A 23,149-nucleotide genomic window follows, 5' to 3' on the forward strand; every position below is an offset into this window, starting at 1 on the left:
AGCTTTTTTTTAAAACCGCTCCGCAGGGAATAACCGCCATATATCACACGGGAGGTGCGACGATGAAATTCAACGATGTCACCCGCGGTTCAGGGCTTGAGGAACACGGCATCACCAATGCAAACCTGATCTTCTGGACCCCTCCCACGGCGGTCCTCTACGAACAGATCATCAAGCGCGGCGAAGGGCTCGTCTCCCACCTGGGAGCCATTGCCGTCAAAACCGGCCATTACACCGGACGGGCCGCCAATGAAAAGTTCATCGTCGATGAACCGGCATCCCGCGACAACATCGCCTGGGGCAAGGTCAACAAGCCGTTTGATCCGGCCAAGTTCGACGCCCTCTATAACCGCATGCTGGCCTATATGCACGGCAAGGACCTGTTCGTGCAGGACTGTTTTGCCGGTGCCGACCGGGAGCACCGCCTCCCGATCCGGGTCATTACCGAGAAGGCCTGGCAGTCGCTCTTCGCCCGCAACATGTTCGTGCGCGCCACCCAGGAGGAACTGGCAACCATCCGCCCCGAGTTCACCGTCGTCAACATGCCGAACTTTCACGCCATTCCGACGGTGGACGGCACGAACTCGGAGACCTTCATCATCGTCAACTTTGCCAGGAAGCTGATCATCATCGGCGGCACCAGTTACGCCGGTGAAAACAAGAAGTCGGTCTTCACCATCCTCAATTACCTCCTGCCGATAGAAAAGAAGATCCTTTCCATGCATTGCTCGGCCAATGTGGGACCCAAGGGGGACACGGCCATATTCTTCGGCCTCTCCGGGACCGGCAAGACCACGCTTTCGGCCGATCCTCACCGTTCGCTGGTCGGCGACGACGAGCATGGCTGGGATGACAAGGGGGTTTTCAACTTCGAGGGGGGGTGTTACGCAAAAATCATCAGACTTTCCAAGGAGGCCGAACCGGAGATCTACGAAACGACCCGCAGATTCGGCACCATTCTGGAAAACGTCGCCATCGACACCCAGAGCCGCAGGGTAGACCTGGACGACGATTCGTTCACCGAAAATACCCGGGCATCCTATCCCCTGACCCACATACCCAACATCGTGCTCTCGGGAACGGCCGGGCATCCCAGTAACATCATCATGCTGACCTGCGACGCCTACGGCGTGCTGCCGCCCATTGCGCGGCTCACCAAGGAGCAGGCCATGTATCACTTTCTCTCCGGTTACACCGCCAAGGTCGCCGGCACCGAAGCGGGGGTCAAAGAGCCCTCGGCCACCTTTTCCACCTGCTTTGGCGGCCCGTTCATGCCTCTTGACCCGGCGGTGTATGGCGAACTGCTCCGGGAAAAGATCGCCCGGCACGCGGTTTCCTGCTGGCTGGTCAATACCGGTTGGAGCGGCGGCCCCTACGGCGTCGGCTCGCGCATGAAGATCGCCTATTCACGCGCCCTGGTCAACGCAGCCCTCGATGGCACCCTGATCGCCGGGCGCTTTGAGAAGGACCCCTTCTTTGGTCTGGATATCCCCACCAGCTGCACGGGGGTGCCGGCGGAGGTGCTGAATCCGCGCAACACCTGGGCCGACAAGGCCAAATACGATGAAGCCGCCCGGAAGCTCGTCGAGTTGTTCCGGGGAAATTTCGAGAAGTATCGGGCATCTGTTCCGGATGACGTGGCAAACGTCATGTGATCCGGCTCTAAAGCAAGAAAGGGCGCTGCTTCCGGCAGCGCCCTTTTCTATTCATCCACCTCGATTTCCCGGACCCGCATCTCTTCCCCTGTTTCGATGGTCACCCGATAGCCGCCGCAGCGGCTGCACGATCCAAAGGCCGCGGTGAGCGGCGTGTCCGTCCCGCAATCCAGGCAATGCCCCCGGCCCGGAATCCGTAGGATATTCAGACGTGCCCCCTCCAGCAGGGTGCCGCGGCTGCATGCCTCGAAGCAGAACTCCACCGCGTCGGGGACAACGCTGCTCAGCTCGCCGATCTCCACGTCCAGTGAGAGCACGCGCCTGCCGCCGGCATGTTGTTCGCAGATTTCAATGATTCCCTGGGTTATGGACATCTCGTGCATGGTGGGCTCTCCTGCGGTAGCGCGCATTCACCCGCTGCGCTGTATTGGTACTGCTCGAACTCGGATAATTGACACAAAAAAAGCCTGCGGGTTACCCCGCAGGCTTGTGCAATCCACACAGGGAAAGCAGAATTACTTCTTGTCGGCAGCAGGAGCTTCCGGAGCCTTAGGAGCTTCAGCAGCAGGAGCTTTAGCGGAAGACATCGGTTTCTGCTCAGGAGCCGGAGCAGCAGCAGGAGCCGGAGCAGGAGCAGGAGCTTCTTCCGTTTTTTTCTTGCAGCCAGCAGCAAAAACGGTAGCAAGGGCCAGTACCAGCGTCAGGGAGATCAGTTTTTTCATTTTGTGTCACCTCTTTCTCTTAGAATTCACCATTTGAACGCTATGCGCATGGTTTTGAAAATCAAACACGAAATATACTCGCAAAAAAAACTATGTCAATATTTTTTTGTGCAAATAGAGCTATTTTTTTAGAAAAAATAATTAGAACACAAATTAAACCGTCTGCGGCAGCAGTTCGCTGTGGGCCGCGGGGATCAATGGTGAAAGCGCCCTTTACGCCCCTGATGCGCCGGCGTCGGTGATTTGTGACAATCAAAACATGCCAACTCCTCGACCTTTTTGGTATCGAGGGGGGATTGCTGTTTGCCCTGCTGGGAGAGGTTATATTCAGGCGTCTGGAAATATTGCCTGCCCCGTTCATCGGACACCATGGCCGGTTGATAGGTGACCTGCCAATTGGTGGAGATCGCCAATGTGTGGCACTGGTCGCAACCGCCGGGGGGCGGGATGCTCTTCCAGGCGGAGAACATGGTGCAGCCGCTGAGAGCCAGACCGATGGTCGCCGCAACAGAGGCAACAAGATATTTCATGATGGTGCTCCTCGCAAGGGTTGACGACAAAGCTTACCCTCTGATCTTGACCTAAGCAAGTCATTTTAAGCAAATTCGCTAAAAATAGCTGGAATCATCCGCCTGAAGCATCCGTACGATTGATTTTGTGGTCAAGATCTTTGCGGCATCAGAGAGTGGTTTTTCTGCGTATCGGTTGGGCCACCAAGGGGGCGAGGGCACATGAAAACGGGCCGCAATGACGGCCCGTTTTCATGTCTGCCGGTGTCCCCAGCGTATTACGGCGCGACAACCTCGAATGGCCGCATCATGTCGTTATCCTCGTGTGAGAGGATGTGGCAATGCCACATATAGATGCCGAGGCGGTCGAATTTTGCGCGGATGCGCACATAGCCACGATTATTGGGGTCCGGGTCGCCATTCGGGTCCAGACCGCCTGGTGGGACCTTTACCGTATCCTTCAAGCCTATTTCGTTGCCGGTAACGGTGTAATTCCGGTCGAATTCGGGGTCAAGCGGCGTCCGTCCGGCCGGGTCGGTATCTTTATTGAGTGCGGCATAGCGGGGCGGCAATCCGAGGGCGGCCGGGATGTAGCCGGTCAGGGTTCCCTTCTCCACGACCTCGAAGCTGACCAGATGGAGGTGCATCGGATGCATATCGACGGTGCCGTTGACGATGATCCAGTCCTCCACGGTATTCAAGACCGGTTTTTCCGTGATCGGGTCCGTAAAAAGGTTTCCGTTCAGGAGCAGGAGGTGGCGGTAGAAGAGGGTCCCCTCGCCGGCCGGATCATAATTGATGCCGAAGATATCGCGCAACTCCTGGAGATCGACGACACGGACGTTATCCGCAGCCGCCAGAGGCGCGTGCGGCCGGGAGGCGGTGGCCGCGCTGGTATCGGTGCCTGAAAGGGGTTTCGTCACCGTAAATTGCATGATCTTGCCGGTGGTCTTCGGATCGGGCGGGTTGCCGTCGGGGTAGGGGCCGTTGGCATTATTGCGCATGGTGATCTTGGTCCCGACCGGTACCTTTGAAAAGTCGATGATGAGATCGGCACGTTCGGCAAGCGCGAGCAGGATGCCATGGTCCTCCGTGTCGCCCACCGTGGCGGGCGTCGGGAGCAGACCGCCTTCATTGCCGATCTGGGTGATCATCCCGGCGGGGAGCGGGCTGCCGTCGGGAAGTTCGATCCACAGGTTGTAAAAGCGTGAATCGGAACCGTTGAGCAGTCTGAAACGATAACGTCGCGGCTCGACCTCGAGCTTTGGCCAGACCTTCCCGTTTACCGCAATGGTGTTGCCGAAGAACTCGGGAAGGGACGACAGAACAGGCTTGCCGTTTGCGTCAACGATCGGGAGATGGGTGTAGGGGTCGAGCAAGGGGGTTGTGGGGTAGGCGATGGAGCCGTCCTCGTAGAATGATTTGTCCTGAATGACCAGGGGAATCTCGTAGTTCCCCTTGGGCAGGTTGAGGCTGTCCTCGTAATTGTCCCGCAGGATATAAAAGGCGGCAAGCCCGGCGTAAACGTTGAGCCGGGTAATCCCCATGGCGTGGTCGTGGTACCACAGTGTGGTACCCAATTGATCGTTGTCATAGGTATAGGTAACGGTATTCCCGGCCGGCCCCCCCATGCCGTTGGCGGGAGCGTTCGGGTTGTTGGTGAACCAGTACAGCGGGTTCCCGTCAAAGCCTGACTGGGTGTGGCCGCCATGGAGGTGGGGGACGATACGGATTTCCGGCTCTCCATTGTTGGTTCCGTCCAGCGTCGGATCAACGTACAGGAGGTGTTTCGTGAGCAGGTTGCCGGCAGCGTCACGGAGATCATTGATATATTTGACCACAACCTTTCTGCCCGAGGTGTCGAGGGTCGAGCGTGCCTCGATGGTCGGCCCCAGATATCCTGCGCTGAGGCCGTTCACCGAGTAGCCCCAGACCGTGCTTCGGACGGGCTTGCCGGTGTACGGGTTCTTGAGCTCGCCGCCGTCGATATTTCGCAGTCCAAAATCATAGTCGGCGCTTTGCTGGGCCTTGACCACGTAATAGTCGGATCCGGCGACGGATGTCGTGTCGGCGGTGGCCGCCGGGATGATCGGCAGGGGTGTGGCAAATTGTTGGAGCATCAATGGGTTGAGCGGGCTCTTCGAACCGGAAGAGGCGGAAAGTGCCGAAATATTTGTGGTGTCGCCGTTGCATCCCCACATCGCCAGGGCGCAGCCGGCAAGCAGTATGGAGCGATAGTACAGATACACCCGGTGTGTCCATTTCCCCATTGCCATGTTGAACCTCCCCACTGTTTTTGTTGGATCGTAGAGGCGGGCCGAGGGATTGTCGCTTACACGACGCCCCCAACGCACTGATTTAGCGAGTAAGTTTGCAGCTATCGGGCCAAAAAAATAGATTAATAATAACGGGATGTTGTTGAGATGTTTGCGCGGGGTGGCGAGACGGTGCTGCAAGAAACGTTGCAGCCGATGCGCGGCAAAATGCATGGTCTAAGCCCGCGAGAGAGAAAGAAAGAAGACGATGTCAATATTTGTGGATTGTGCAACAAATATGGATAGGGGGGCGCTGCTGATGTGGCTAAACCACGAGAGGTGGTGGGGGTGCGGGGTGCTGCAACCGGCCGATAATGAACAGGTCTACGACATTGTGCCGCTTGTTGCGATACGACCGCTACGGGATATGGCGAGTCAAGAGACGTTGCTCTCCCCGGAGAGGCCGAGTACCCTGACGGCATTATCCCGTGTGGCGGCGGCAACGGTTTCCGGCGTGCTGTCTTTGGCCGCCGCGAGGGCGAGCAGGGTCTCGACCATCCAGGCCGGCTGGTTGGCGCTCCCCCGGTGGCCTTGGGGAGGCATGTCGGGGGCGTCGGTTTCCAGGACCAGCTGTTCCAGCGGGACCTCCCTGGCGAGGCGCAGGGGGCGCACCGCGCCGCTCCAGGTCAGGGTGCCGGACAGGGAGATGAGGAAGCCGAGGCGGATAAACTCCCGCGCCATCTCCGGCGACCCGGAGAAGGCGTGCATGATGCCCCTCACCCGGTCGGCCCGTTCCTCCCGCATGATCTGCAAGGTCCGCTGGAAGGCCCGGCGGCAGTGCACCAGCACAGGCAGGCCGTGGGAGACGGCCAGTTTGAGTTGCCGGCGGAATGCGACCTCCTGGATTTCGAGGGGGACGGGGTACGCCGGGTCCAGGCCGATCTCGCCGATGGCAACGCTGCCGGCGGCCAGCCGGGCCAGGGCGGAGAGGGCGTCATCGTCGGCCAGAACGGCATGCATGGGATGGATGCCGACGGCGGGCAGGATCTCGTGGTGCGCTGCCGCCAACGCCCGAATCCGCTTCCAGCCGTCGGGATGCACCCCGGGCACCACGAAGCGGGTCACCCCGGCCCGGCGCGCCGCTGCAAGCACCTGGGGCAGGTGCGGGGCAAGCGGCTCCAGGTCCAGGTGGCAGTGGGTGTCGATCAAACCCGCGTGAGCTTCGGATTGCAAATATGGTTGATTCGGATACACTGGTCTTCATTCTCCCGGAGCGCCCATGACCAACGATCACACCCCTGAACTCTCCATTATTGTGCCGGTTCTCAACGAGGCCGCCCACTTGGCGCCCCTGTTCGCCACCCTTACCGCCCAACAGGGCATTCGTTTCGAATTGATCCTCTGCGACGGCGGTTCGGGCGACGGTACCCCGCAGCGGGCCGCCCAGCTGGCCCGGCAGGTGCCGTTTGCAACGGAGGTCGTCCCGGCGCCCCGCGGTCGCGGCCGCCAGATGAATGCCGGTGCCGCCGTTGCCCGTGCCGATACGTTGCTGTTTCTCCACGCCGATTCGACGTTCGCTGCGGCAGATGCCCTGGCCCGCGGACTCTCGGCGCTGCGGGCCCGGCAGGCCGCCGGGCGTCATGAGGTCGCCGGGCGTTTCGCCCTTGGTTTTCTCCGGAGTGACGCCACACCATCCCCGGCCTACTTCTTCTACGAGGCCAAGGCGCGCCTCGGCCGCCCGGAGTGCATCCGGGGCGACCAGGGCTTCATGCTGCCCCGTTCGTTCTTCCGGTCCCTCAACGGCTTTGACGAGCAGATGCCCTTTCTGGAGGACCTCCGCTTCGTGGATGCGGTGGCGGCGCACTGCGACTGGCTGCTCCTCCCCGCCGAGATCGGCACCTCGGCCCGCCGCTTTGAAGCGGAAGGGCTGTGGGAACGGCAGGTGCTGAACGCCATCATCGTCAACTGCCTTGTGGCCGGCTGGACGGAGTTCTTCACCACCCTTTCCGGGCTGTACCGCTTCGACACCGAGACTGGCCGGCTCTCGCTCCACCCGATCCTGGACGGCATCCGCACCCTGCTCGCGGGCCGCTCAGGGGAGTGGCGGCGCGCTTTCTGGCGTATTACCGGCCGCCATGTGGCCGCCAACGCCTGGCAGATCTTCTTCTGGCTGGATACCCGCCGCGCTTTTTCCCTGGGGAGGGGGCCGGGAGAGGTTGAGCCTTGTTGGCTTCGGCTGTACGAGCGTCGCCTGAAGCTGCTCTTTTGCACGCGTCCCGCGGCGATGGCGGCAGCGGGCTTGGTGTGGCTCTGGTTCCGCTTTATGCTTTTGGGGCGCCCTCTGGCGGCCCCTACAGAAACCAGGCGATCAGGTTGACTACCTTCTCCAGCAATTGGGACAATTTGCCCCGACGTTCGTGATCTGCAAGGGTGATGGCCCGGGAATCCCGAAAGTCCTGTTCCAGCATCCGGGCGATTTGCCGGCCGAAGGAGTTATTGTCGATGATGCCGTTGATCTCGAAATTGCGGTGGAAGCTGCGCTGATCCAGGTTGGCCGAGCCGATCACCGTCCGCTCGCCATCGATCAGCATGACCTTGGCGTGCAGTATCTCCCGCTCCAGCTCATAAATCTCGATCCCTTCCTTGAGCAGGGCCGTATAGTAGCTGCACCCCACCAGACGCATCAGCGGCACGTCGCTTTTGGCCGAGAGCAGTATCCGTACCTGTACGCCCCGCCGGACCGCCAGCAGCAGGGAACGGATGATGCGCGGGCCGGGAACGAAGTAAGGGGTGACGATGACGACGCTCTCCGAGGCGGAGGTGATGGCGGCCAGAAAGGCGCTGCGTATGTAGGAACTGCGATGGTGCGGTCCCCCGCTGACGATGATGACGTTGGCCCGTCCGGGGCGGGGCGCGCCCGAATCCCCGCCGCCGGTGGGACCTCGGGGCGGTTTTTCCCGTTCCATCTGCCAGGTCTCGGAAAAGATGCGTTCCAACTCATGCACGGCGCTGCCGGCGATGCTGAAACCCACGTCGCGGAATTTGACAGGACTCGAGACCAAACCGGCATATTCGTCGCCGATGTTGAATCCCCCCAGGAAGGCCTGGCGGCCGTCGATGATGGTCATTTTGCGGTGGTCGCGCTTATCGAACCAGTGGATACCCCGCTTGAATGAGGGCACGTTGAAGGCAACAAGCTTGATGCCGTGTTGGGCCAGATTTCTAAAATAGGCGGAGGGGGTTTCGACGCAGCCGATGTAATCGTAGATGAGGGACACCTGCACGCCCCGCCGCTGCGCGTCCATAAGTTCGGCGGCAAAGGCGGAGCCGGTGGCATCGCTACGGATCAGATAGTATTCCAGAAGGATGTACCGCTCTGCCGAGCGGATGGCGGCAAACAGGGCTTGAAAAAAGTGGGGGCCGTCCGGGTAGAGCGCTACCCGGTTGCGCCGGTAGGTGACCGGCTGAACGGCGAAACGGATGTGCTTGAACAGGCGCAACATCCGCACCAGACGCTTGTTATGCCGAATTGGAGCACCCTTTGTCATGAGACCCCACAGCCCGGTAGGAGAAGATCATTTCACTGAGATGGTAAGCCGCCCCACCCCTGCAATTTCGGCAATCATGCCGTCCCCCGGCTGGACCTGCCCCACGCCGGCGGGGGTGCCGGTGAGGATCACGTCCCCCTCTTCCAGCGTAAAGATGGTGGAGAGATAGCTGATGATCCTGGCCACCGGATTGATCATCAGGCTGGTGGAGCCGTTCTGGCGTTCTGCGCCGTTGAGCAGCAGCCTGATGGTCAGATCCTGGGGATCGGGAACCTGCGCCGCCGGGGTAAATGCCGACAAGGGGCAGGAGGTGTCGAACCCCTTGGCGATTTCCCAGGGCAGCCCCTTCTTCTTGAGGGTGTCCTGTACATCCCGCAGGGTCATATCGATGGCGACTCCATAACCGGCCACATGGGACAGTGCCTCAGCCTCGGGGATATCCTTGCCGTCCGTGCCGATCAATACCGCCAGTTCCGCCTCGTAATGGCATGCCGTGCTGTAGGGGGGGATGACCACGGTGCCGCCGTCGTCCACAACCGCGGTGGCCGGCTTCAGGAAAACCACCGGCGCAGCCGGGGTCTCGTTCCCCAGCTCCTTGATATGGTCCACATAGTTGCGGCCGATGCAGAGGATCTTGCCGATCAGGTATTCATTGTCCGTGGCGGGTATCTTTGCGGTTTTCATAACAGACTCTCTCCTGTCATCTCAGTGGGTTGGGCCAGGCCCAGCATCTTCAGCATGGTCGGTGCGATGTCGGCCAGTCGGCCCCCTTCGCGCAGCGCGGCATCTTTACGACTGTCGTCCACCAAGAGCAGCCACACCGGATTGGTGGTGTGGGCCGTGAACGGCTCGCCGTTGTCGTCCGCCATCTGCTCGGCGTTGCCGTGGTCGGCCGTGATCAGCGCCGCGCCGCCTTTTTCCCGCACCTTGGCCACGATCCTGCCCACGCAATCGTCAACGACCGTGACCGCCTTGACAGCCGCCTCCAGGATGCCGGTGTGTCCGACCATGTCGCAGTTGGCGAAGTTGAGGATGATCACGTCATAGAGATCCTCGTCCATACGCTTCAACAACTCCTCCGTCACGGGGTAGGCGCTCATCTCCGGCTTCTGGTCGTAGGTGGCCACCTCCTTGGGGGAGGGTATCAGACAGCGCTCCTCGCCGGGGAACGGGGTTTCCACGCCGCCGTTGAAGAAAAAGGTCACATGGGCATATTTTTCGGTCTCCGCGATGCGCAGTTGCTTCAATCCGGCATGGGCCAGGACATCGCCCAGGATGTTGGTCAATTGCTCGGGGCCGTAGGCTATGGGCAGGCCGAAGGTGGCGTCGTACTCGGTCATGCACACATAGTCGGCCAGCTTCGGGCGGCAGCGGCGCTGGAAGCCGTCAAAGTCGTCCAGCGCCAGGGCGCGGGTGATCTCCCGGGCCCGGTCGGAACGGAAGTTGAAGAAGATGAAGCCGTCGCCGTCCCTGATCGTGCCGACCGGCGCGCGGTTTTCCGTGATCACGGCCGGGACGACGAATTCGTCGTGCACCCCGGCGCCATAGCTGGCCTCGATGGCCTCCCGGGCCGAGGTGCGCTGTTCCCCTTCGCCGCACACCATGGCGTTGTAGGCCTTTTCGACCCGTTCCCAGCGGTTGTCCCGGTCCATGGCGTAGTAGCGTCCCATGACCGTGGCGATCCGGCCGGTGCCGATCCGCCCGATCTCCGCCTCCAACTGGGCCAGGTAGTCGCTGCCGCTCTGGGGCGGGGTGTCGCGGCCGTCCAGGAGGCAGTGCACGAACACCTCCTTCACCCCTTCCCGTTTGGCCATCTCCAGCAGGGCATACAGGTGGCTGTTGTGGGAGTGCACCCCGCCGTCGGAGAGGAGCCCCGCCAGATGCAGCCTGCCGCCGCCGGCCTTGGTCTTGGCGATGCACTCCAGCAGCACCGGGTTGGCAAAGAAATCGTTGTCCCGGATCGATTTGGTGATGCGCGTCAGGTCCTGATACACGACCCGGCCGGCGCCGATATTGAGGTGGCCGACCTCCGAGTTGCCCATCTGGCCGTCGGGCAGGCCCACCGCCATGCCGGAGGTGTGGATCTGGACATGGGGATAGTCCGCCAAAAGTCCGGTCAAGTTGGGGGGGTGGGCCAGGGCGACGGCGTTATTCTCGGGATTGGCGTTGATCCCCCAACCATCGAGGATCATCAGGAGAAGCGGTTTTTTCATGGGCGGACCCCGTATTCAATGGAATTGTGGATGCTGTAAACACGTGGCATAACTGTAAGTCAAAACAGCCGGGGCTTCAAGCGCTATATCGAGCAAGGGCGCACACAACAAAAAGGGCCCCGAAATCGGAGCCCTTTTTGTTGTTATAACATGTTTAAATTAATAGGATACTGCCGCTATGGCGGCAATCTGGGCTGCCGTCAGTCCAAGGGACCCCATTCCGCCCCGGTTTGCCGTGATCGCCGTCTGAATCTGGGCGGCAGTCCTGACGCCCAGCGAACCGTGGCATCCGAGGCAGACGGAATTATAGTATGCCAAGGCATCAAAGGCCGGCGCCGAGGTGGCTGCCGATGCCTGGGCCGAAGCGGCGCTTTCACCGGTACTGTTTACTGCGGTTACTATGTAGTAGTAGGTGGTGCCGGCCGTCAGTCCGGTCTGAACATAGGGAGTGGTGGCTCCGGCGATCTTGGTGCCGTTGGCGGTCGTGACCCCGCTGGCGGTGGAGTAGTAGAGGTTGTACGAGGTAGCGCCGCTGGCCGCCGACCAGGAGACGGTCACCTGGTTGGCGCCGCCGGTGGCGGTTACGCCGGTCGGCACGGCCGGTACGGTCGGAGCCGGCACGGCCGCCAGGGTTGTCGCGGCAACCTGCACGGAGGCGGTGCTCTCGCCACTGCTGTTGACGGCGGTTACCACATAGTAGTAGGTGGTGCTGTCGGAGAGCCCGGTCTGGACGGCGGGGCTGGTGGCGTTGCCGATCTTGGTGCCGTTGGCGGTGGTGACGCCGGAAGCGGTGGCATAGTAGATGTTATAGGAGGTGGCTCCGGAAACCGCCGGCCAGGAAATGGTCACCTGCTTGGTTCCGCCGGTGGCGGTTACGCCGGTCGGCGCTGCCGGTGCGGCCGGGGTCGGCACGGCGGCGCTGGTGGTGGCCGATACCTGGGCCGAGGCGACGCTTTCGCCGGTGCTGTTGACGGCGGTGACCAGATAATAGTAGGTGGTGCCGGCGGAGAGACCGGATTGGACGTACGGGGTGGTGGCATTGGCGATCTTGGTGCCGGTGCCGGTGGTGACGCCGGAGGTGGTGGCGTAATAGATGTTATAGGAGGTTGCGTTGCTGACGGCGGTCCAGGAGATGGTCACCTGGCCGGCGGCGCCGACTGCGGCTACTCCGGTCGGGGCCATGGGGGCGGTCGGGGTCGAGGGGATGTTGCCGGGATAGAAGTTCCCGTTGGCGATGTCGGCCAGGTTGCCGCTGTAGATAACGGCGCCGTTGTTGTTGAGGATCGACAGCACCCCGTTGGCCACGGTGATTTTCACGTTGTCGAACATGCCGTCGAGGTCCATATGATTGGCAATGTAGCGTGACGTGATCGGGTTGGTGTTTTGGGCGTTGTATTTCTGGAGGAGGAGTTGCAGCTTATTCAGCAGGGTATCCACGGTTGCCGCCAGGTTTCCCTTGATCTTGATGAGTTTGTCGTGATCGGCGTCGTCGTAGGATTTGGACGCGTCGGCATCCCCTGCGGCGCTGGCTACTATGGCGTCGGAAAGCGGGTTGATGTTGGCGGTGCCGGTGCCTTCGGCAAAGGAGTGCAGCTTATAGGTGGTCCCGGAGGCGCTACCGTTCGCCTGGAGGATAAAGGGGGCCTGCAGGCCGGTGACGTCGATGGCAAATGTGCCGTCGCCGGCGATGACGGTCGTTCTTGTCTGGGGTGCATTCGAGGAGTCCTTGAGGCTTACCTGGCCGGACAATGGCGCCCCGACGGCGGCCGTACCGCTTACGGTCTGGGAGGAGAGCCCTCCTCCTCCGCCGCCGCAGCCGGCAAGCATGAGGCCAACCGTTGCCAGAGAGAATACCGTGATTGCTGCAAGTGTCCTTTTGATCAGGTTTGTCATTGATGCTCCTTTCTTTGATCCATGTGGTGTGCGGTCTGCCCTGTCCATATGAGTCTCCACTTGTTCTCCTTGCTTCCTGCTGCGCTCGGTCGAAGGATGAGCAGCATCTGTTTGTTATTTCTCAGTAGGTTGTTGCAAGATGCCGGGCACAAAAAAACCGGGGCCCAATATCGAGAGTGATATTTCGGCGACCCGGCTGTCTCGGTGAGACCCTGTAGGCTTTCCGTCCCATCCTCGCGGATGGTTTAGTAGTATCGTGTATCACGGGTATCTTGTACCGGCTTTACAGGCAATCTTGCCCGGTACAAATGTCCGCCCTTCAGGCGTTGCAACGCTGGTGTTCTCTCTACCCCCTCGTTATCGATTCCGGGTACAAAAAAACCGGGGCCGAATATCTGGTATGATATTTCGGCGACCCGGCTGTCTCGGTGAGACCCTGTAGGTTTTCCGCCCCATCCTCGCGGATGGTTTAGTATTGTCGTTTATCTTGATCGATGCTATTTTGATTAAACCTGTTTACAGAATATAAAATGATACCATTAAAGTCAAGAATAAATTTTCACAATGGTTGTCATTTGGGCTTCAGCGCAAAGTGTGGGCCGGCTGCCAGGCTGAAAATGGGGCGTAACGGGGGATGGACGGGAATCCTTGCCCTGGCGTGCCAGATGATGTATTCTGCATCCGCCTGACAGGGGTGCGACGGTTTTCAGCGGCGTTACCCTGTGATACTATTGCAACAAAAGGAGCACGAACATGGCAAGCCTGAACAAGGTCATGCTGATAGGAAACCTGGGCAAGGACCCGGAAGTACGCTATACCCCGTCCGGGGCTGCCGTTGCCAGCTTTAACCTGGCGACCAGCGAGCGCTTCAAGAACAAGAGCGGCGAATGGGAAGAACGCACCGAATGGCACCGGGTCACCCTCTGGTCGAAGCTGGCCGAGATCGCCGGCGAATACCTCACCAAGGGTAAGACCGTTTACATCGAAGGGCGCCTGCAGACCCGCAAGTGGCAGGACAACAGCGGCAATGAGCGCTATACCACCGAGATCGTCGGTGAAAAGATGCAGATGCTCTCCCCCAAGGGCGAAGGGCGCCGGAGCGGTGGTAACGACGTGACCTCGGAACCGGTGCAGCATGGCGGCGGGGGATTCGAGGAACCGCCGTTCCAGGATGACGATATTCCTTTTTAACAGTATCTATAATTTGTATGTAGACAAAGTCCCGTCAGACTCAGTTCTGGGGGGACTTTGTCGTTGTTAAGTCGCGGAAATCGATTTCTGATGCGGGATTCCCCTCCACCGTTCGATCCGAAGCGGTAACAAAAGCAGGCGGGGGCCTTTTCCCACCCTGAAGCGAGGCGTTATACGCAGGGGCTGGGCGCGATCTATTCACCTACCGCCAATTGCCGCAAGTTCGCGATATCCCGTAACGGCGGCGCCCCGAATAACCGGTTGTATTCACGGCTGAACTGGGAAGGGCTCTCGTAGCCTACTTGAAATGCTGCAGTCGCCGCATCCATACGTTCTGCCAGCATTAAACGCCTGGCTTCCTGCAGGCGCAACTGCTTCTGGAACTGTAAGGGACTGAGGGCGGTCATCGATCGGAAGTGATGATGAAACGTCGCACTGCTCATGCTGGCCTGCTCAGCCAGGTCGTCGATACGCAGCGGCTGGTCGAAGTGGTTCTTCAGCCAGTCGACTGCCCGCGCGATCTGATGGCTCTGGCTCCCCACCGATGCTATCTGGCGCAGGTGCGCACCCTGGTCCCCCACAAGCAATCGATAGGTGATTTCCCTCTGGATGACCTGTGCAAGGATCGGTATGTCCTTCGTTTCCGCAAGCAAGTCGATCAATCGCTGAAAGGCGTTGACCAGCGGCAACGTCATTTCGCCGAGCAACATGCCGCGGCCCGATTGTTGTGCCCGAGGTGGGGGGAGATGACTGTCAACCATCAGCTGTGAGATCTCGCGCTGATCAAGCTTCAATACCAGTCCCAGGCAGGGTTTCTCTTCGCTCGCTTCGACAATATGCACCATGGTGGGCAGATGCACGGATGCAATCAGATAGTGGTGCGCGTCATAGACATAGGCGTCATCTCCGAACAGCACGCGCTTAGCCCCTTGGGCGACCAGGCAAATGCTCGGTTCGTACAGCGCATTCTGCGGTGGGGTCGGTTTATCATGTTGATAAAGCAACAGGCCCGGGATCGCTGATTCAAGCAAGGTGTTTTTGTCGGTCCATCGGGCAATGCTCTTTCCCAAGGCTTCGACCGCTGTTTCCATACCGTTGCCCATAATAAACCCCTCTCTTGCTCGCTTCGTAAATAGTTGATTCAAATAATCCCTCGGAAATATTACCAATTCATCTCACGCATTACAAACATTTCTGTGGCGTCTTTTAGGATCAGGCAAGAAATTGAGAGGAATGGTCTACAGCATTCGCCCGTCCGGGAGTACTATCCGAATAGAGGGCACACCATACAAAAAGATGATTGTAAAGAACTCACTTCTAAGGAGATTACCATGAAATTTGAATTTCAGAATCCAACCCACCTGGTTTTTGCCGCCGGCGCACTCTCTCGCTTGGGCGAGGTGGCAAGCGCGCACGGTAAGCGTGCCCTGCTGGTAACCGGCGGCGGCAGTGTCAAGCGCAGCGGCGTCTTTGATCGTGCCGTTTCCAGCCTGAAGCTTGCCGGCGTCTCGGTGGTGGAATGTTCCGGCATCGAGCCCAATCCGCGCATCTCGTCGGTGATCCGCGGTGCCGGGATTGCCAGAAGCGAAAAGTGCGATGTGGTCATTGCCCTTGGAGGCGGCAGCACCATGGATGCCTCCAAGGTGATCGCGGCGGCTGTCCTCTATGAAGGGGACCCGTGGGACATGTTCCTCCACGGGCAGGAGAACGTGCATGTACCGGCTTCAGCCCTTCCGGTCATTACCGTGCCAACACTGGCCGCCACCGGCTCGGAGATGAACTGCGGAGCGGTCATCAGCAATGAAGAGTCAAAGGTGAAGTCGTTCATACAGGCCAACTGCCTTTACCCCAAGGTCGCCCTGGTGGACCCGGAGCTGACCCTGACGGTCCCGGCGGATCATACCGCATACGGCGTCTGCGACATTATCACCCATGTGACCGAGGGGTACTTCAACGGCGTCGAGGGCACGCCTTTGCAGGACCGCTTTGCCGAAGGGGTCATCCTCACCGCCATGGAGTGGGGTAAAAAAGCGGTGGCCGATGGCAGTGATATCGAGGCCCGCGCCCAGGTCCAATGGGCATCGGTCGTGGCCCTCAACGGCTGGGTGCAGATCGGCACCGACGCGGCCTTTCCGGTGCACATGATCGAGCACACGCTGTCCGCCCTCCACGATATCGCCCATGGGGCGGGGCTGGCCGTGGTCAACCCGGCCTGGATGCGCTTTGCCGCCAAAGCCCGTCCGGCCCGCTTCGCACAGTTTGCCCAGCGCATCTTCGGAGTCCCGGCCAGGCCGGGTGATGAGCTTGGCTGCGCCATTGAAGGCATTGAGCGCTTTGAGGCGTTCCTCGCCTCCATCGGCTGCCCGTTGCGGCTGTCGCAGTTGGGCATCGACGCTGCCCTGCTTCAGCAGTATGCGCAGGATACGCTGCACATCGTACACGATGATCAGGGGCGTCTCCCCGGTTGTCCGCCCATGGGCGAATCGGACATCGTTGACGTCCTGCGCTCGGCACTGTAACGGTTCCAGCCGGGCCTTGGAACAGTAAAATGATCGAGTCAGGAACAGTCGAAGGGAAATAAAATGAAGACCACGACAATGCTTTTTTTGCCGCTTTCACTTTTCATTGCGGCGGGTGCTTTTACGGGCCGGGCGGCATCGGCCGCCGAAGCAAGCAAACCGTCGCAGACCATAACCCTGGCGGGTTCCCAGGCTTCCGTCAAAGGGCCTGCCGCATATTTTACCGGTCAGGTCCGTGTTGACCCCCTCTTCCCGGCACATGATGCGGCACCCTATTCCGGTGGGCAGGTCACCTTCGAGCCGGGGGCCAGGTCCGCATGGCATATCCACCCGACAGGGCAGCACCTGCTCGTTACCGCCGGTGTCGGCCGGACCCAGGAATGGGGCGGACCGATCGTTGAAATCAAGGCGGGAGACGTGATCTGGTGCCCGCCAGGGGTAAAGCACTGGCACGGAGCCTCACCCGCGACCGCAATGACCCATATCGCCATCACGGGCACCGTCAACGGCAAGAACGTCGAATGGCTGGAAAAGGTCACCGACGAGCAATACAACGGCAAACAGGGACATACCCATGAATAGAAAAATCAACGTATTACCGGCAATCATGCTTGCCGCGTTGTGCTGCTTTTCCACCATTTCGGAGGCGCAAAACATGGACAATAATCTGGTGCTGAACGCCAAACAGCAAGGTATCGTCACCATTGCGGCCTTTACCGCCAACGGTGATATGGAGCGGCTGAAGCCGGCATTGCATGAAGGTCTGGATGCCGGCTTGACCGTGAATGAAATCAAGGAGATCCTGGTGCAACTGTATGCCTATACGGGGTTCCCGCGCAGCTTGAACGCGATCAGCGCCTTCATGGGCGTTATGGAAGAACGGGGCAGGAAGGGGATCAGGGACAAAGCCGGCGAGGAGGCACGCCCCTTTCCCGCTACTAAAAGCAGTATGGAGCTTGGCACGGAGATCCAGACACGCCTGGCAGGAAAGCCGGTCACCGGGGCGATATATACCTTTGCTCCCGCCATCGACCGGTTTTTGAAAGGACACCTGTTCGGAGATATCTTTGGGCGCGACAATCTGGACTTCCAGAGCAGGGAGCTTGCCACTATTTCGGCTCTGGCCAACATGAAAGGCGTCAATCCCCAGCTGCAGGCCCATTTTGCCATCGGGTTCAACACCGGGCTCACTGAGGCTCAGATGAGGAGCCTGATAACCGTTTTCAAGGCCAGGGTCGGTGAGAAAGAAGCCGAAAATGCCAATGACCTTTTGGGGAAGGCTCTCAGCAGCAGGGCAAAAGAGCGATCACTGAAATAAATCATGAAGATATGGCCTCCTCCCTGGAAACTGGTCCAGATTCTGGGGGAGGTCCAGTGGGAACGAAACCCCTTCAGATTCGATTCTGAGGGGGTTTTTGTTCATATATGACCTGGTCGGCACGGCTCTCCCGAATAGGGGACCATGTCCGAAAATGGCGAGCACAGGTGTACCACACCATGGTATATTTCTTTTATCGAGAAGGACGCTCGATGGAAGAGGTGCCGCATGCTGCTGGATGCAACAGCCTGTTATACCGCCTTGCGGGCGCGGGATTCCCGCTTCGACGGATGTTTCTTCGTCGGTGTATCCTCCACCGGCATCTATTGCCGCCCGGTCTGCCGGGCCAGGACGCCGAAGGAGGAAAACTGCTCTTTCTATGCCAGTGCCGCGGCGGCAGAAGCGGCAGGCTTCCGCCCCTGCCGGCGGTGCCGGCCCGAATTGGCGCCGGGTCTGGCCCGGGTGGATGCCGAAACGCGGCTGGCCCGGCTGGCGGCACAACGGATGGAGTCGGATGGCCTGTCCGACACGACCATCGCCGAGATGGCGGATTCTCTGGGGGCAACCGACCGCCATTTACGGCGTGTCTTTGCCGCTGAATACGGAGTCTCCCCCGTTGCCTGGCTGCAAACCCAGCGCCTCCTGGCCGCTCGGCAGCTGTTGACCGAAACCGCGATGCCCATCATGCAGGTGGCCATGAATACGGGCTTTGGCAGCGTCAGGCGACTGAACGCTCTCTTTCGCACGCGGTATGGCTCCACCCCGACGGATTTGCGGAAACGGGGAGGGGCCTGCCATGATCCGGCAGCCCCCATTACCTTGTTGCTCGGGTATCGCCCCCCCTTTGCCTGGGAAACCCTTTTGAAATTTTTGGGAGAGCGGGCCATCCCGGGCGTCGAGTCCGTGGATGCTTCCCGGTACCGGCGCACCGTGGCCATTAGCTGCAAAGGTGTAGCCCACCGGGGGTGGATAGCCGTCTCACATCGCCCGGAGCGGCATGTGGTGGCGGTAACCCTCTCTTCATCCCTCTTCCCGGTTATCAACCAGGTGTTGGCGCGGGTACGGTTTCTCTTTGACCTGAATTGCACACCGGAAGATATTGCGGAAAAATTGGCAACCATGGAGATCGGGGGCGCGAGGGTGTTCGAGCCCGGGCTTCGGTTGCCCGGCTGTTTCGATCCCTTTGAAATGGCGACGCGGGCCATCTTGGGCCAGCAGATCACGGTGCGGGCTGCCCGGACCCTTGCCATGCGTATTGCGGTACACTTGGGCGACCGGGTGCAAACACCGTTCAAGGAATTGACCGTAACGTTTCCGACCGTCGAGCGCATATGCTCTTTGGAATGCCCCATCGAGGATCTGTTGGGGCCGCTGGGGGTTATCGGCACCCGCGCCCGGTCCATCGGGGCGTTGGCCGAGGCGATGCGGCAGGGAGTAATCCGCTTGGAACCGGGCGCGGAGCCGGCGCGTGAAATGGCGCATATGGCCGCTCTGCCCGGATTCGGTCCCTGGACCGTGCACTACCTGGCGATGCGGGCCTTGGGGTGGCCGGACGCGTTTCCCCATATGGATTACGGCGTAAAAAAGGCCCTCATGGGCCTGACCTCAAAGGAGATACTGGCTCTGGCCCAAGGGTGGTCGCCCTGGCGTTCCTATGCCACCCTGAGCCTGTGGAGTCACCTTGCTTGAAACGATAGGGGAGGAAAAGCTATGAAACGGTATTGCACCATCCTGACGCCTCTGGGAGAAATGATCGCAGCGGTAGAGCAGGAACACCTCTGCGGACTCTGGTTTGTCGGTCAGAAATATGCCCCGGAACATTTCCGTGAGTGGCTGCCCGACCCGGATCATCAGGTTTTCACGGCGCTGCGGGGGCAACTGGGCGCCTATTTTGCCGGTCAACTGCGCCGGTTCGATCTGCCGGTCGCCCCCCGGGGAACGCCGTTTCAAATGGCGGCATGGGCGCTGTTGCGTACCATACCCCCGGGGACGGTCACCACATACGGCGCCCTGGCCCGGCAACTGGCCCCAGAGCGCGAAGGGCGCATGACCTCTGCCCGGGCGGTGGGCGGTGCCGTGGGGCACAATCCGATCAGCATCGTCATCCCCTGCCACCGCGTCGTGGGGGCGGATGGCTCCCTGACCGGCTATGCCGGCGGCCTGGAGCGCAAGACCGCCCTGCTGACCTTGGAGAACGTTGCAAACTTGAAGATTTCAATCTAAAATAAGACGCATTGGTTGTCATAGTACCGTTTGACGGTTTGTTTATCCTTTTCCGGCTGATTCCATGAGGCACACGCATTAAAGATCTCGCCCTGTTAGTCCCATACCTTGGAGCGCTCTGCCGCCGCTATGCCGGCGGGGCTCTCTTTCTCTTGCTGACCAACAGCTTTGCCCTGCTGATCCCCTGGTTCATGAAGCTGGCCGTGGAGGGATTGCAGCATCCGGCCGCCGCACGCCTCTCCCCTGCCGCCTGCGCCGCGGTGATCGTTGCTTTGGCCGTGGCGCACTGCATCACCCGCATCTTTTCCCGTACCCTGATCCTCAACGCGGCCCGCATCATTGAGTTCCGTATCCGTAACGATCTTTTTCGCCGCCTGATGCTTCTCGATCTGCAGTATTTTTCCAGCAGCAGGACCGGCGACATCCTGTCACGATTTTCCAACGACCTGACCAACGTCCGCATGCTGACCGGATTTGGGGCCATGAGCGCCGTAAATACCGTAATCCTTTATCTGGCGGCGGTGACGCTGATGGTGCGCATCCAGCCCTGGCTGACCCTGTGGGCCATACTTCCTTTTCCCCTGATGGTGCTGGTGGTCAAGCGGATCAGCCAGAGTATGTTCCTGCGCTCCCTTGCGGCCCAGGAGGAACTGGCCCGCCTGTCGAGCATGGCCGAGGAGTCCGTCTCGGCGGTACGTCTGATCAAGTCCTACTGCCGCGAAGATCATTTCCGGGGCCTTTTTGAAGCCATGTCCGGCAGCTATCTGCGCCACAATCTGCGCCTGGCCCGGCTGCGCGGGCTTGTCTTGCCGGTAATGGCTGCCGCCACCGGGGCCGGCACGCTGGTGGTGGTCTTTCTGGGGGGTCGCCTGGTCATTGCCGGGGCCATGACCTTGGGGGATTTTGTCGCCTTCAGCGGCTATCTGACCATGTTGGTTTGGCCGACGGCGGTGCTGGGGTGGATACTGACCCTGGCCCAGCGCGGCGCGGCTTCGATGGCGCGTCTGGCCGTGATTCTGACGGCCGAGCCGTCGGTTGGGGATGCGGCCGACGCGGAACCCCTGGAGGAGGTGCGGCAGGGGATCGAGTTTCGCGAGCTGACCTTCGGCTACGGGAATGAGACCGTGCTGGAGCGGATTTCCCTCCATATTGCGTCGGGTGAAAAGGTGGGGATCACCGGGGAGGTCGGCAGCGGCAAGTCCACGCTCCTCAGGCTGCTGCTGCGGCTCTTGCCGGTGGGTGACGGGATGCTGTTTCTGGACGGCCGGGATATCAACCGCATCGCCCTGAGCAGCCTGCGTCGCCTGATCGGATATGTGCCCCAGGAAGCCTTTCTCTTCTCCCGCAACATCCGGGAGAACATCGCCTATGGCCTGGCGGCGGGAACCGAGGGGGCCATTATCGACGATGCGGCACGGCAGGCCGGGTTTCTGGAGGATGTGGGCAACTTTCACGATGGACTGGACACCATGGTGGGAGAAAAAGGTGTGATGTTGTCGGGTGGGCAGAAACAGCGGCTGTCCATCGCCCGGGCGCTGGCGACGGACCCGCGCATCCTGGTGCTGGACGACCCGCTTTCGGCCGTTGATGCCGGTCACGAGGAAGAGATTCTGGCGCAACTGGGGGTGTTCTACCGTAACAGGACCGTGTTGATCGTTTCGCACCGTCTGTCGGCTTTTCGCGACTGCGACCGGGTCGTTGTGCTGAAAAACGGCGGGATCGCCGAACAGGGAAGGCCTACCGACCTGTTGGCGCAGGGTGGGCTGTATGCGCAGATGTATCGCAGCCAGCGTTTGCAGGAGGAACTGTTATAGTCTCGCGCCCCGGCTGACCGTCGCGGAGGAGGCTTGCGGGATTAAAACGGGTAGCCCAAGCCGACGAATATGGCCGGGCCATCCCGGCCGATCCCCATATCGACCCGGCCGATGATGTTCGGCCGGACAATGGCGCGGAAGCCGACGCCGGGGTTGAACTCGAAATTGCTGGCGCGGGCCTTGTCAAATGCCTCCATCACCGCCCCCAGATCGACGAAGGGTGCGACCTCCCAATCTGCGGTTACGTTGAATATCTCCCAGCGGAAAAGCCTGATTCGCTCCTCAAGGTTGCAGAGCAGGAAGCTGTTGTCGATGAAACGGTTTCGGCCATACCCCCGCAGGGTGGTCTCCCCCCCCAGGATACTCTGTTCCAGGAAAGGGACGTCTTTCCCCAGGGTCTGGTTGTACATAAGGCGAAAGACGCTGACGTAGCGGGCGTCATCCAGGGGGAAGAAACCCTTGGCTTCTGCCTCGTAATGGCGGAAGTCGGCCGCTCCGCCGAGGGCCTTGAACGTAGGCTCAAAGGTTACCTTGGCAAACCCCCCGAAGGTTGGGGTGGTGGCGGAGTCCAGCGTACTGTAGACCAGGGAGATGCGTTGGGAATGGGTGGCGAATCCGTTTATCCCCGGCACGTGCCTAGTGCTGAACTGGTCTTTGATATAGGGGATCCCCTTGACCGCCCCCGGTTCGATACTGACATCACGGTACCGTTCCCCCAGGACCACCTGAAAGTGACGGCCGATGTCATAGCCTACGGACAGGTTGAAACCGATTTCCCCATCGGTGTAATTGGTTTCCCGTTGCTTGGGGCTCTTGGCTTCAAAACCGAAGAAACGGGCGGAGCCGTCGTTGAAGAGATAGGTTACAAGGTTCAATTCCAGTTGCTTGTCAAAAAAGGTCTTATCGTGGAGTTTGATCTCGTAATCGTTGTTGATGATGGTGGATTGGGAGAGGTTGATCTCGGCGTTCCGGTCGGGAGTGGGATAAAATGCGCCGTACAGGGACGTGGTGACGCCGAAATTCGTGTTATGGTTCACCTGGGGTGCCAAGAGGGCGTTGATCTCGTCATTTTTGTTGTGAAACAGGAACGCGGTCAACGCGCCGGCGGTTATCCCCTCGTTGGGGCTGGAGGCAATTACCGGCAGCGGTATGGCGACCACCTTGACCGGGGTGTTACTGGTATAGGACGCAAAGATGCCGGGGACCTTTTCCCGCGGGATGTAGGTCGTACACCCCCCGAGCAGCACTGCAAGGAACAGGAAAAATGTAAACGGAATCAGGCTCCTGCC

The 23,149-nt window shown here is 60.1% G+C and carries 20 protein-coding genes and 2 riboswitches; of the genes, 9 read left to right on the forward strand and 11 right to left on the reverse strand.

Going from position 1 to position 23,149, the window contains the following annotated elements:
• Positions 1-62 precede the first annotated feature (62 nt).
• Positions 63-1,655 (forward strand): phosphoenolpyruvate carboxykinase, encoded by a 1,593-nt coding sequence (locus F6V25_RS00760; protein ID WP_151126272.1) that lies wholly within the window; start codon positions 63-65, stop codon positions 1,653-1,655.
• A gap of 47 nt (positions 1,656-1,702) precedes the next feature.
• On the opposite strand, the gene hypA is transcribed toward F6V25_RS00760, so the two are convergent.
• From hypA to F6V25_RS00785, 5 genes are all read right to left on the reverse strand, one after another.
• Positions 1,703-2,038: a hydrogenase maturation nickel metallochaperone HypA gene (gene hypA, locus F6V25_RS00765; protein ID WP_151126274.1), complete on the reverse strand. Its 336-nt coding sequence runs from the start codon at positions 2,036-2,038 to the stop codon at positions 1,703-1,705.
• Positions 2,039-2,170: 132 nt separating this feature from the next.
• Positions 2,171-2,377 (reverse strand): hypothetical protein, encoded by a 207-nt coding sequence (locus tag F6V25_RS00770; RefSeq protein WP_149308437.1) that lies wholly within the window; start codon positions 2,375-2,377, stop codon positions 2,171-2,173.
• 194 nt (positions 2,378-2,571) lie between these two features.
• The gene (locus tag F6V25_RS00775) at positions 2,572-2,907 is read right to left on the reverse strand and encodes a cytochrome C (RefSeq protein ID WP_151126276.1); all 336 of its coding nucleotides are present in this window, start codon (positions 2,905-2,907) and stop codon (positions 2,572-2,574) included.
• 257 nt (positions 2,908-3,164) lie between these two features.
• Positions 3,165-5,162 (reverse strand): multicopper oxidase family protein, encoded by a 1,998-nt coding sequence (locus tag F6V25_RS00780; RefSeq protein ID WP_191966034.1) that lies wholly within the window; start codon positions 5,160-5,162, stop codon positions 3,165-3,167.
• Positions 5,163-5,576: 414 nt separating this feature from the next.
• Positions 5,577-6,350 (reverse strand): TatD family hydrolase, encoded by a 774-nt coding sequence (locus tag F6V25_RS00785; RefSeq protein WP_151126280.1) that lies wholly within the window; start codon positions 6,348-6,350, stop codon positions 5,577-5,579.
• A 70-nt stretch (positions 6,351-6,420) separates the two neighbouring features.
• Here F6V25_RS00785 and F6V25_RS00790 point away from each other — a divergent pair, with 70 nt between their 5' ends.
• Positions 6,421-7,518, forward strand: coding sequence for a TIGR04283 family arsenosugar biosynthesis glycosyltransferase (locus tag F6V25_RS00790; RefSeq protein ID WP_151126283.1), 1,098 nt, complete (start codon positions 6,421-6,423; stop codon positions 7,516-7,518).
• On the opposite strand, the gene F6V25_RS00795 is transcribed toward F6V25_RS00790, so the two are convergent.
• The 4 genes from F6V25_RS00795 to F6V25_RS00810 all read right to left on the reverse strand — a co-directional run bounded on the left by F6V25_RS00795 (position 7,493) and on the right by F6V25_RS00810 (position 12,795).
• Complete coding sequence (locus F6V25_RS00795) at positions 7,493-8,689, reverse strand: phospholipase D-like domain-containing protein (RefSeq protein ID WP_151126285.1); 1,197 nt, start codon at positions 8,687-8,689, stop codon at positions 7,493-7,495. The genes F6V25_RS00790 and F6V25_RS00795 overlap by 26 nt on opposite strands.
• 27 nt (positions 8,690-8,716) lie before the next feature.
• The gene (locus tag F6V25_RS00800) at positions 8,717-9,373 is read right to left on the reverse strand and encodes a fumarylacetoacetate hydrolase family protein (protein ID WP_151126287.1); all 657 of its coding nucleotides are present in this window, start codon (positions 9,371-9,373) and stop codon (positions 8,717-8,719) included.
• Complete coding sequence (gene gpmI, locus F6V25_RS00805; protein ID WP_151126290.1) at positions 9,370-10,902, reverse strand: 2,3-bisphosphoglycerate-independent phosphoglycerate mutase; 1,533 nt, start codon at positions 10,900-10,902, stop codon at positions 9,370-9,372. Before gpmI ends, F6V25_RS00800 begins: the two co-directional genes overlap by 4 nt.
• A gap of 159 nt (positions 10,903-11,061) precedes the next feature.
• Positions 11,062-12,795 carry a fibronectin type III domain-containing protein gene (locus tag F6V25_RS00810; RefSeq protein WP_151126293.1) on the reverse strand — a complete coding sequence of 578 codons (1,734 nt, stop codon included), beginning with the start codon at positions 12,793-12,795 and terminating at the stop codon, positions 11,062-11,064.
• A gap of 183 nt (positions 12,796-12,978) precedes the next feature.
• Positions 12,979-13,055, reverse strand: a riboswitch (cyclic di-GMP riboswitch).
• Between the two features lie 147 nt (positions 13,056-13,202).
• Positions 13,203-13,279: riboswitch (cyclic di-GMP riboswitch) on the reverse strand.
• 269 nt (positions 13,280-13,548) lie between these two features.
• Here F6V25_RS00810 and F6V25_RS00815 point away from each other — a divergent pair.
• The gene (locus F6V25_RS00815) at positions 13,549-13,986 is read left to right on the forward strand and encodes a single-stranded DNA-binding protein (RefSeq protein ID WP_151126296.1); all 438 of its coding nucleotides are present in this window, start codon (positions 13,549-13,551) and stop codon (positions 13,984-13,986) included.
• Positions 13,987-14,180: 194 nt separating this feature from the next.
• Here F6V25_RS00815 and F6V25_RS00820 read toward each other — a convergent pair whose 3' ends face one another.
• Positions 14,181-15,089, reverse strand: a complete 909-nt coding sequence (locus F6V25_RS00820) for an AraC family transcriptional regulator (protein WP_246166920.1) — start codon at positions 15,087-15,089, stop codon at positions 14,181-14,183.
• Positions 15,090-15,317: 228 nt separating this feature from the next.
• Between F6V25_RS00820 and F6V25_RS00825 the strand changes: the two genes are divergently transcribed.
• The 6 genes from F6V25_RS00825 to F6V25_RS00850 all read left to right on the forward strand — a co-directional run bounded on the left by F6V25_RS00825 (position 15,318) and on the right by F6V25_RS00850 (position 21,860).
• Positions 15,318-16,505, forward strand: coding sequence for an iron-containing alcohol dehydrogenase (locus F6V25_RS00825; protein WP_151126299.1), 1,188 nt, complete (start codon positions 15,318-15,320; stop codon positions 16,503-16,505).
• Between the two features lie 63 nt (positions 16,506-16,568).
• Positions 16,569-17,087: a (R)-mandelonitrile lyase gene (locus F6V25_RS00830; protein ID WP_218043522.1), complete on the forward strand. Its 519-nt coding sequence runs from the start codon at positions 16,569-16,571 to the stop codon at positions 17,085-17,087.
• A complete protein-coding gene (locus tag F6V25_RS00835; protein ID WP_151126302.1) occupies positions 17,080-17,823 on the forward strand; it encodes a carboxymuconolactone decarboxylase family protein in 744 nt (247 codons plus the stop codon). The genes F6V25_RS00830 and F6V25_RS00835 overlap by 8 nt, the downstream gene beginning before the upstream one ends.
• Before the next feature lie 228 nt (positions 17,824-18,051).
• On the forward strand, positions 18,052-19,512 hold the full coding sequence (locus F6V25_RS00840) for a DNA-3-methyladenine glycosylase 2 family protein (protein ID WP_151126304.1): 1,461 nt from the start codon (positions 18,052-18,054) through the stop codon (positions 19,510-19,512).
• Between the two features lie 21 nt (positions 19,513-19,533).
• A complete protein-coding gene (locus F6V25_RS00845; RefSeq protein ID WP_151126307.1) occupies positions 19,534-20,046 on the forward strand; it encodes a methylated-DNA--[protein]-cysteine S-methyltransferase in 513 nt (170 codons plus the stop codon).
• Between the two features lie 152 nt (positions 20,047-20,198).
• On the forward strand, positions 20,199-21,860 hold the full coding sequence (locus F6V25_RS00850) for an ABC transporter ATP-binding protein (protein WP_246166921.1): 1,662 nt from the start codon (positions 20,199-20,201) through the stop codon (positions 21,858-21,860).
• 41 nt (positions 21,861-21,901) lie between these two features.
• Here the strand turns inward: F6V25_RS00850 and F6V25_RS00855 are convergent, their stop codons facing one another.
• Positions 21,902-23,107: a BamA/TamA family outer membrane protein gene (locus F6V25_RS00855; protein WP_246166922.1), complete on the reverse strand. Its 1,206-nt coding sequence runs from the start codon at positions 23,105-23,107 to the stop codon at positions 21,902-21,904.
• Positions 23,108-23,149 lie beyond the last annotated feature (42 nt).

Source organism: Oryzomonas japonica, from assembly GCF_008802365.1.
GTDB classification, from domain to species: domain Bacteria; phylum Desulfobacterota; class Desulfuromonadia; order Geobacterales; family Pseudopelobacteraceae; genus Oryzomonas; species Oryzomonas japonica.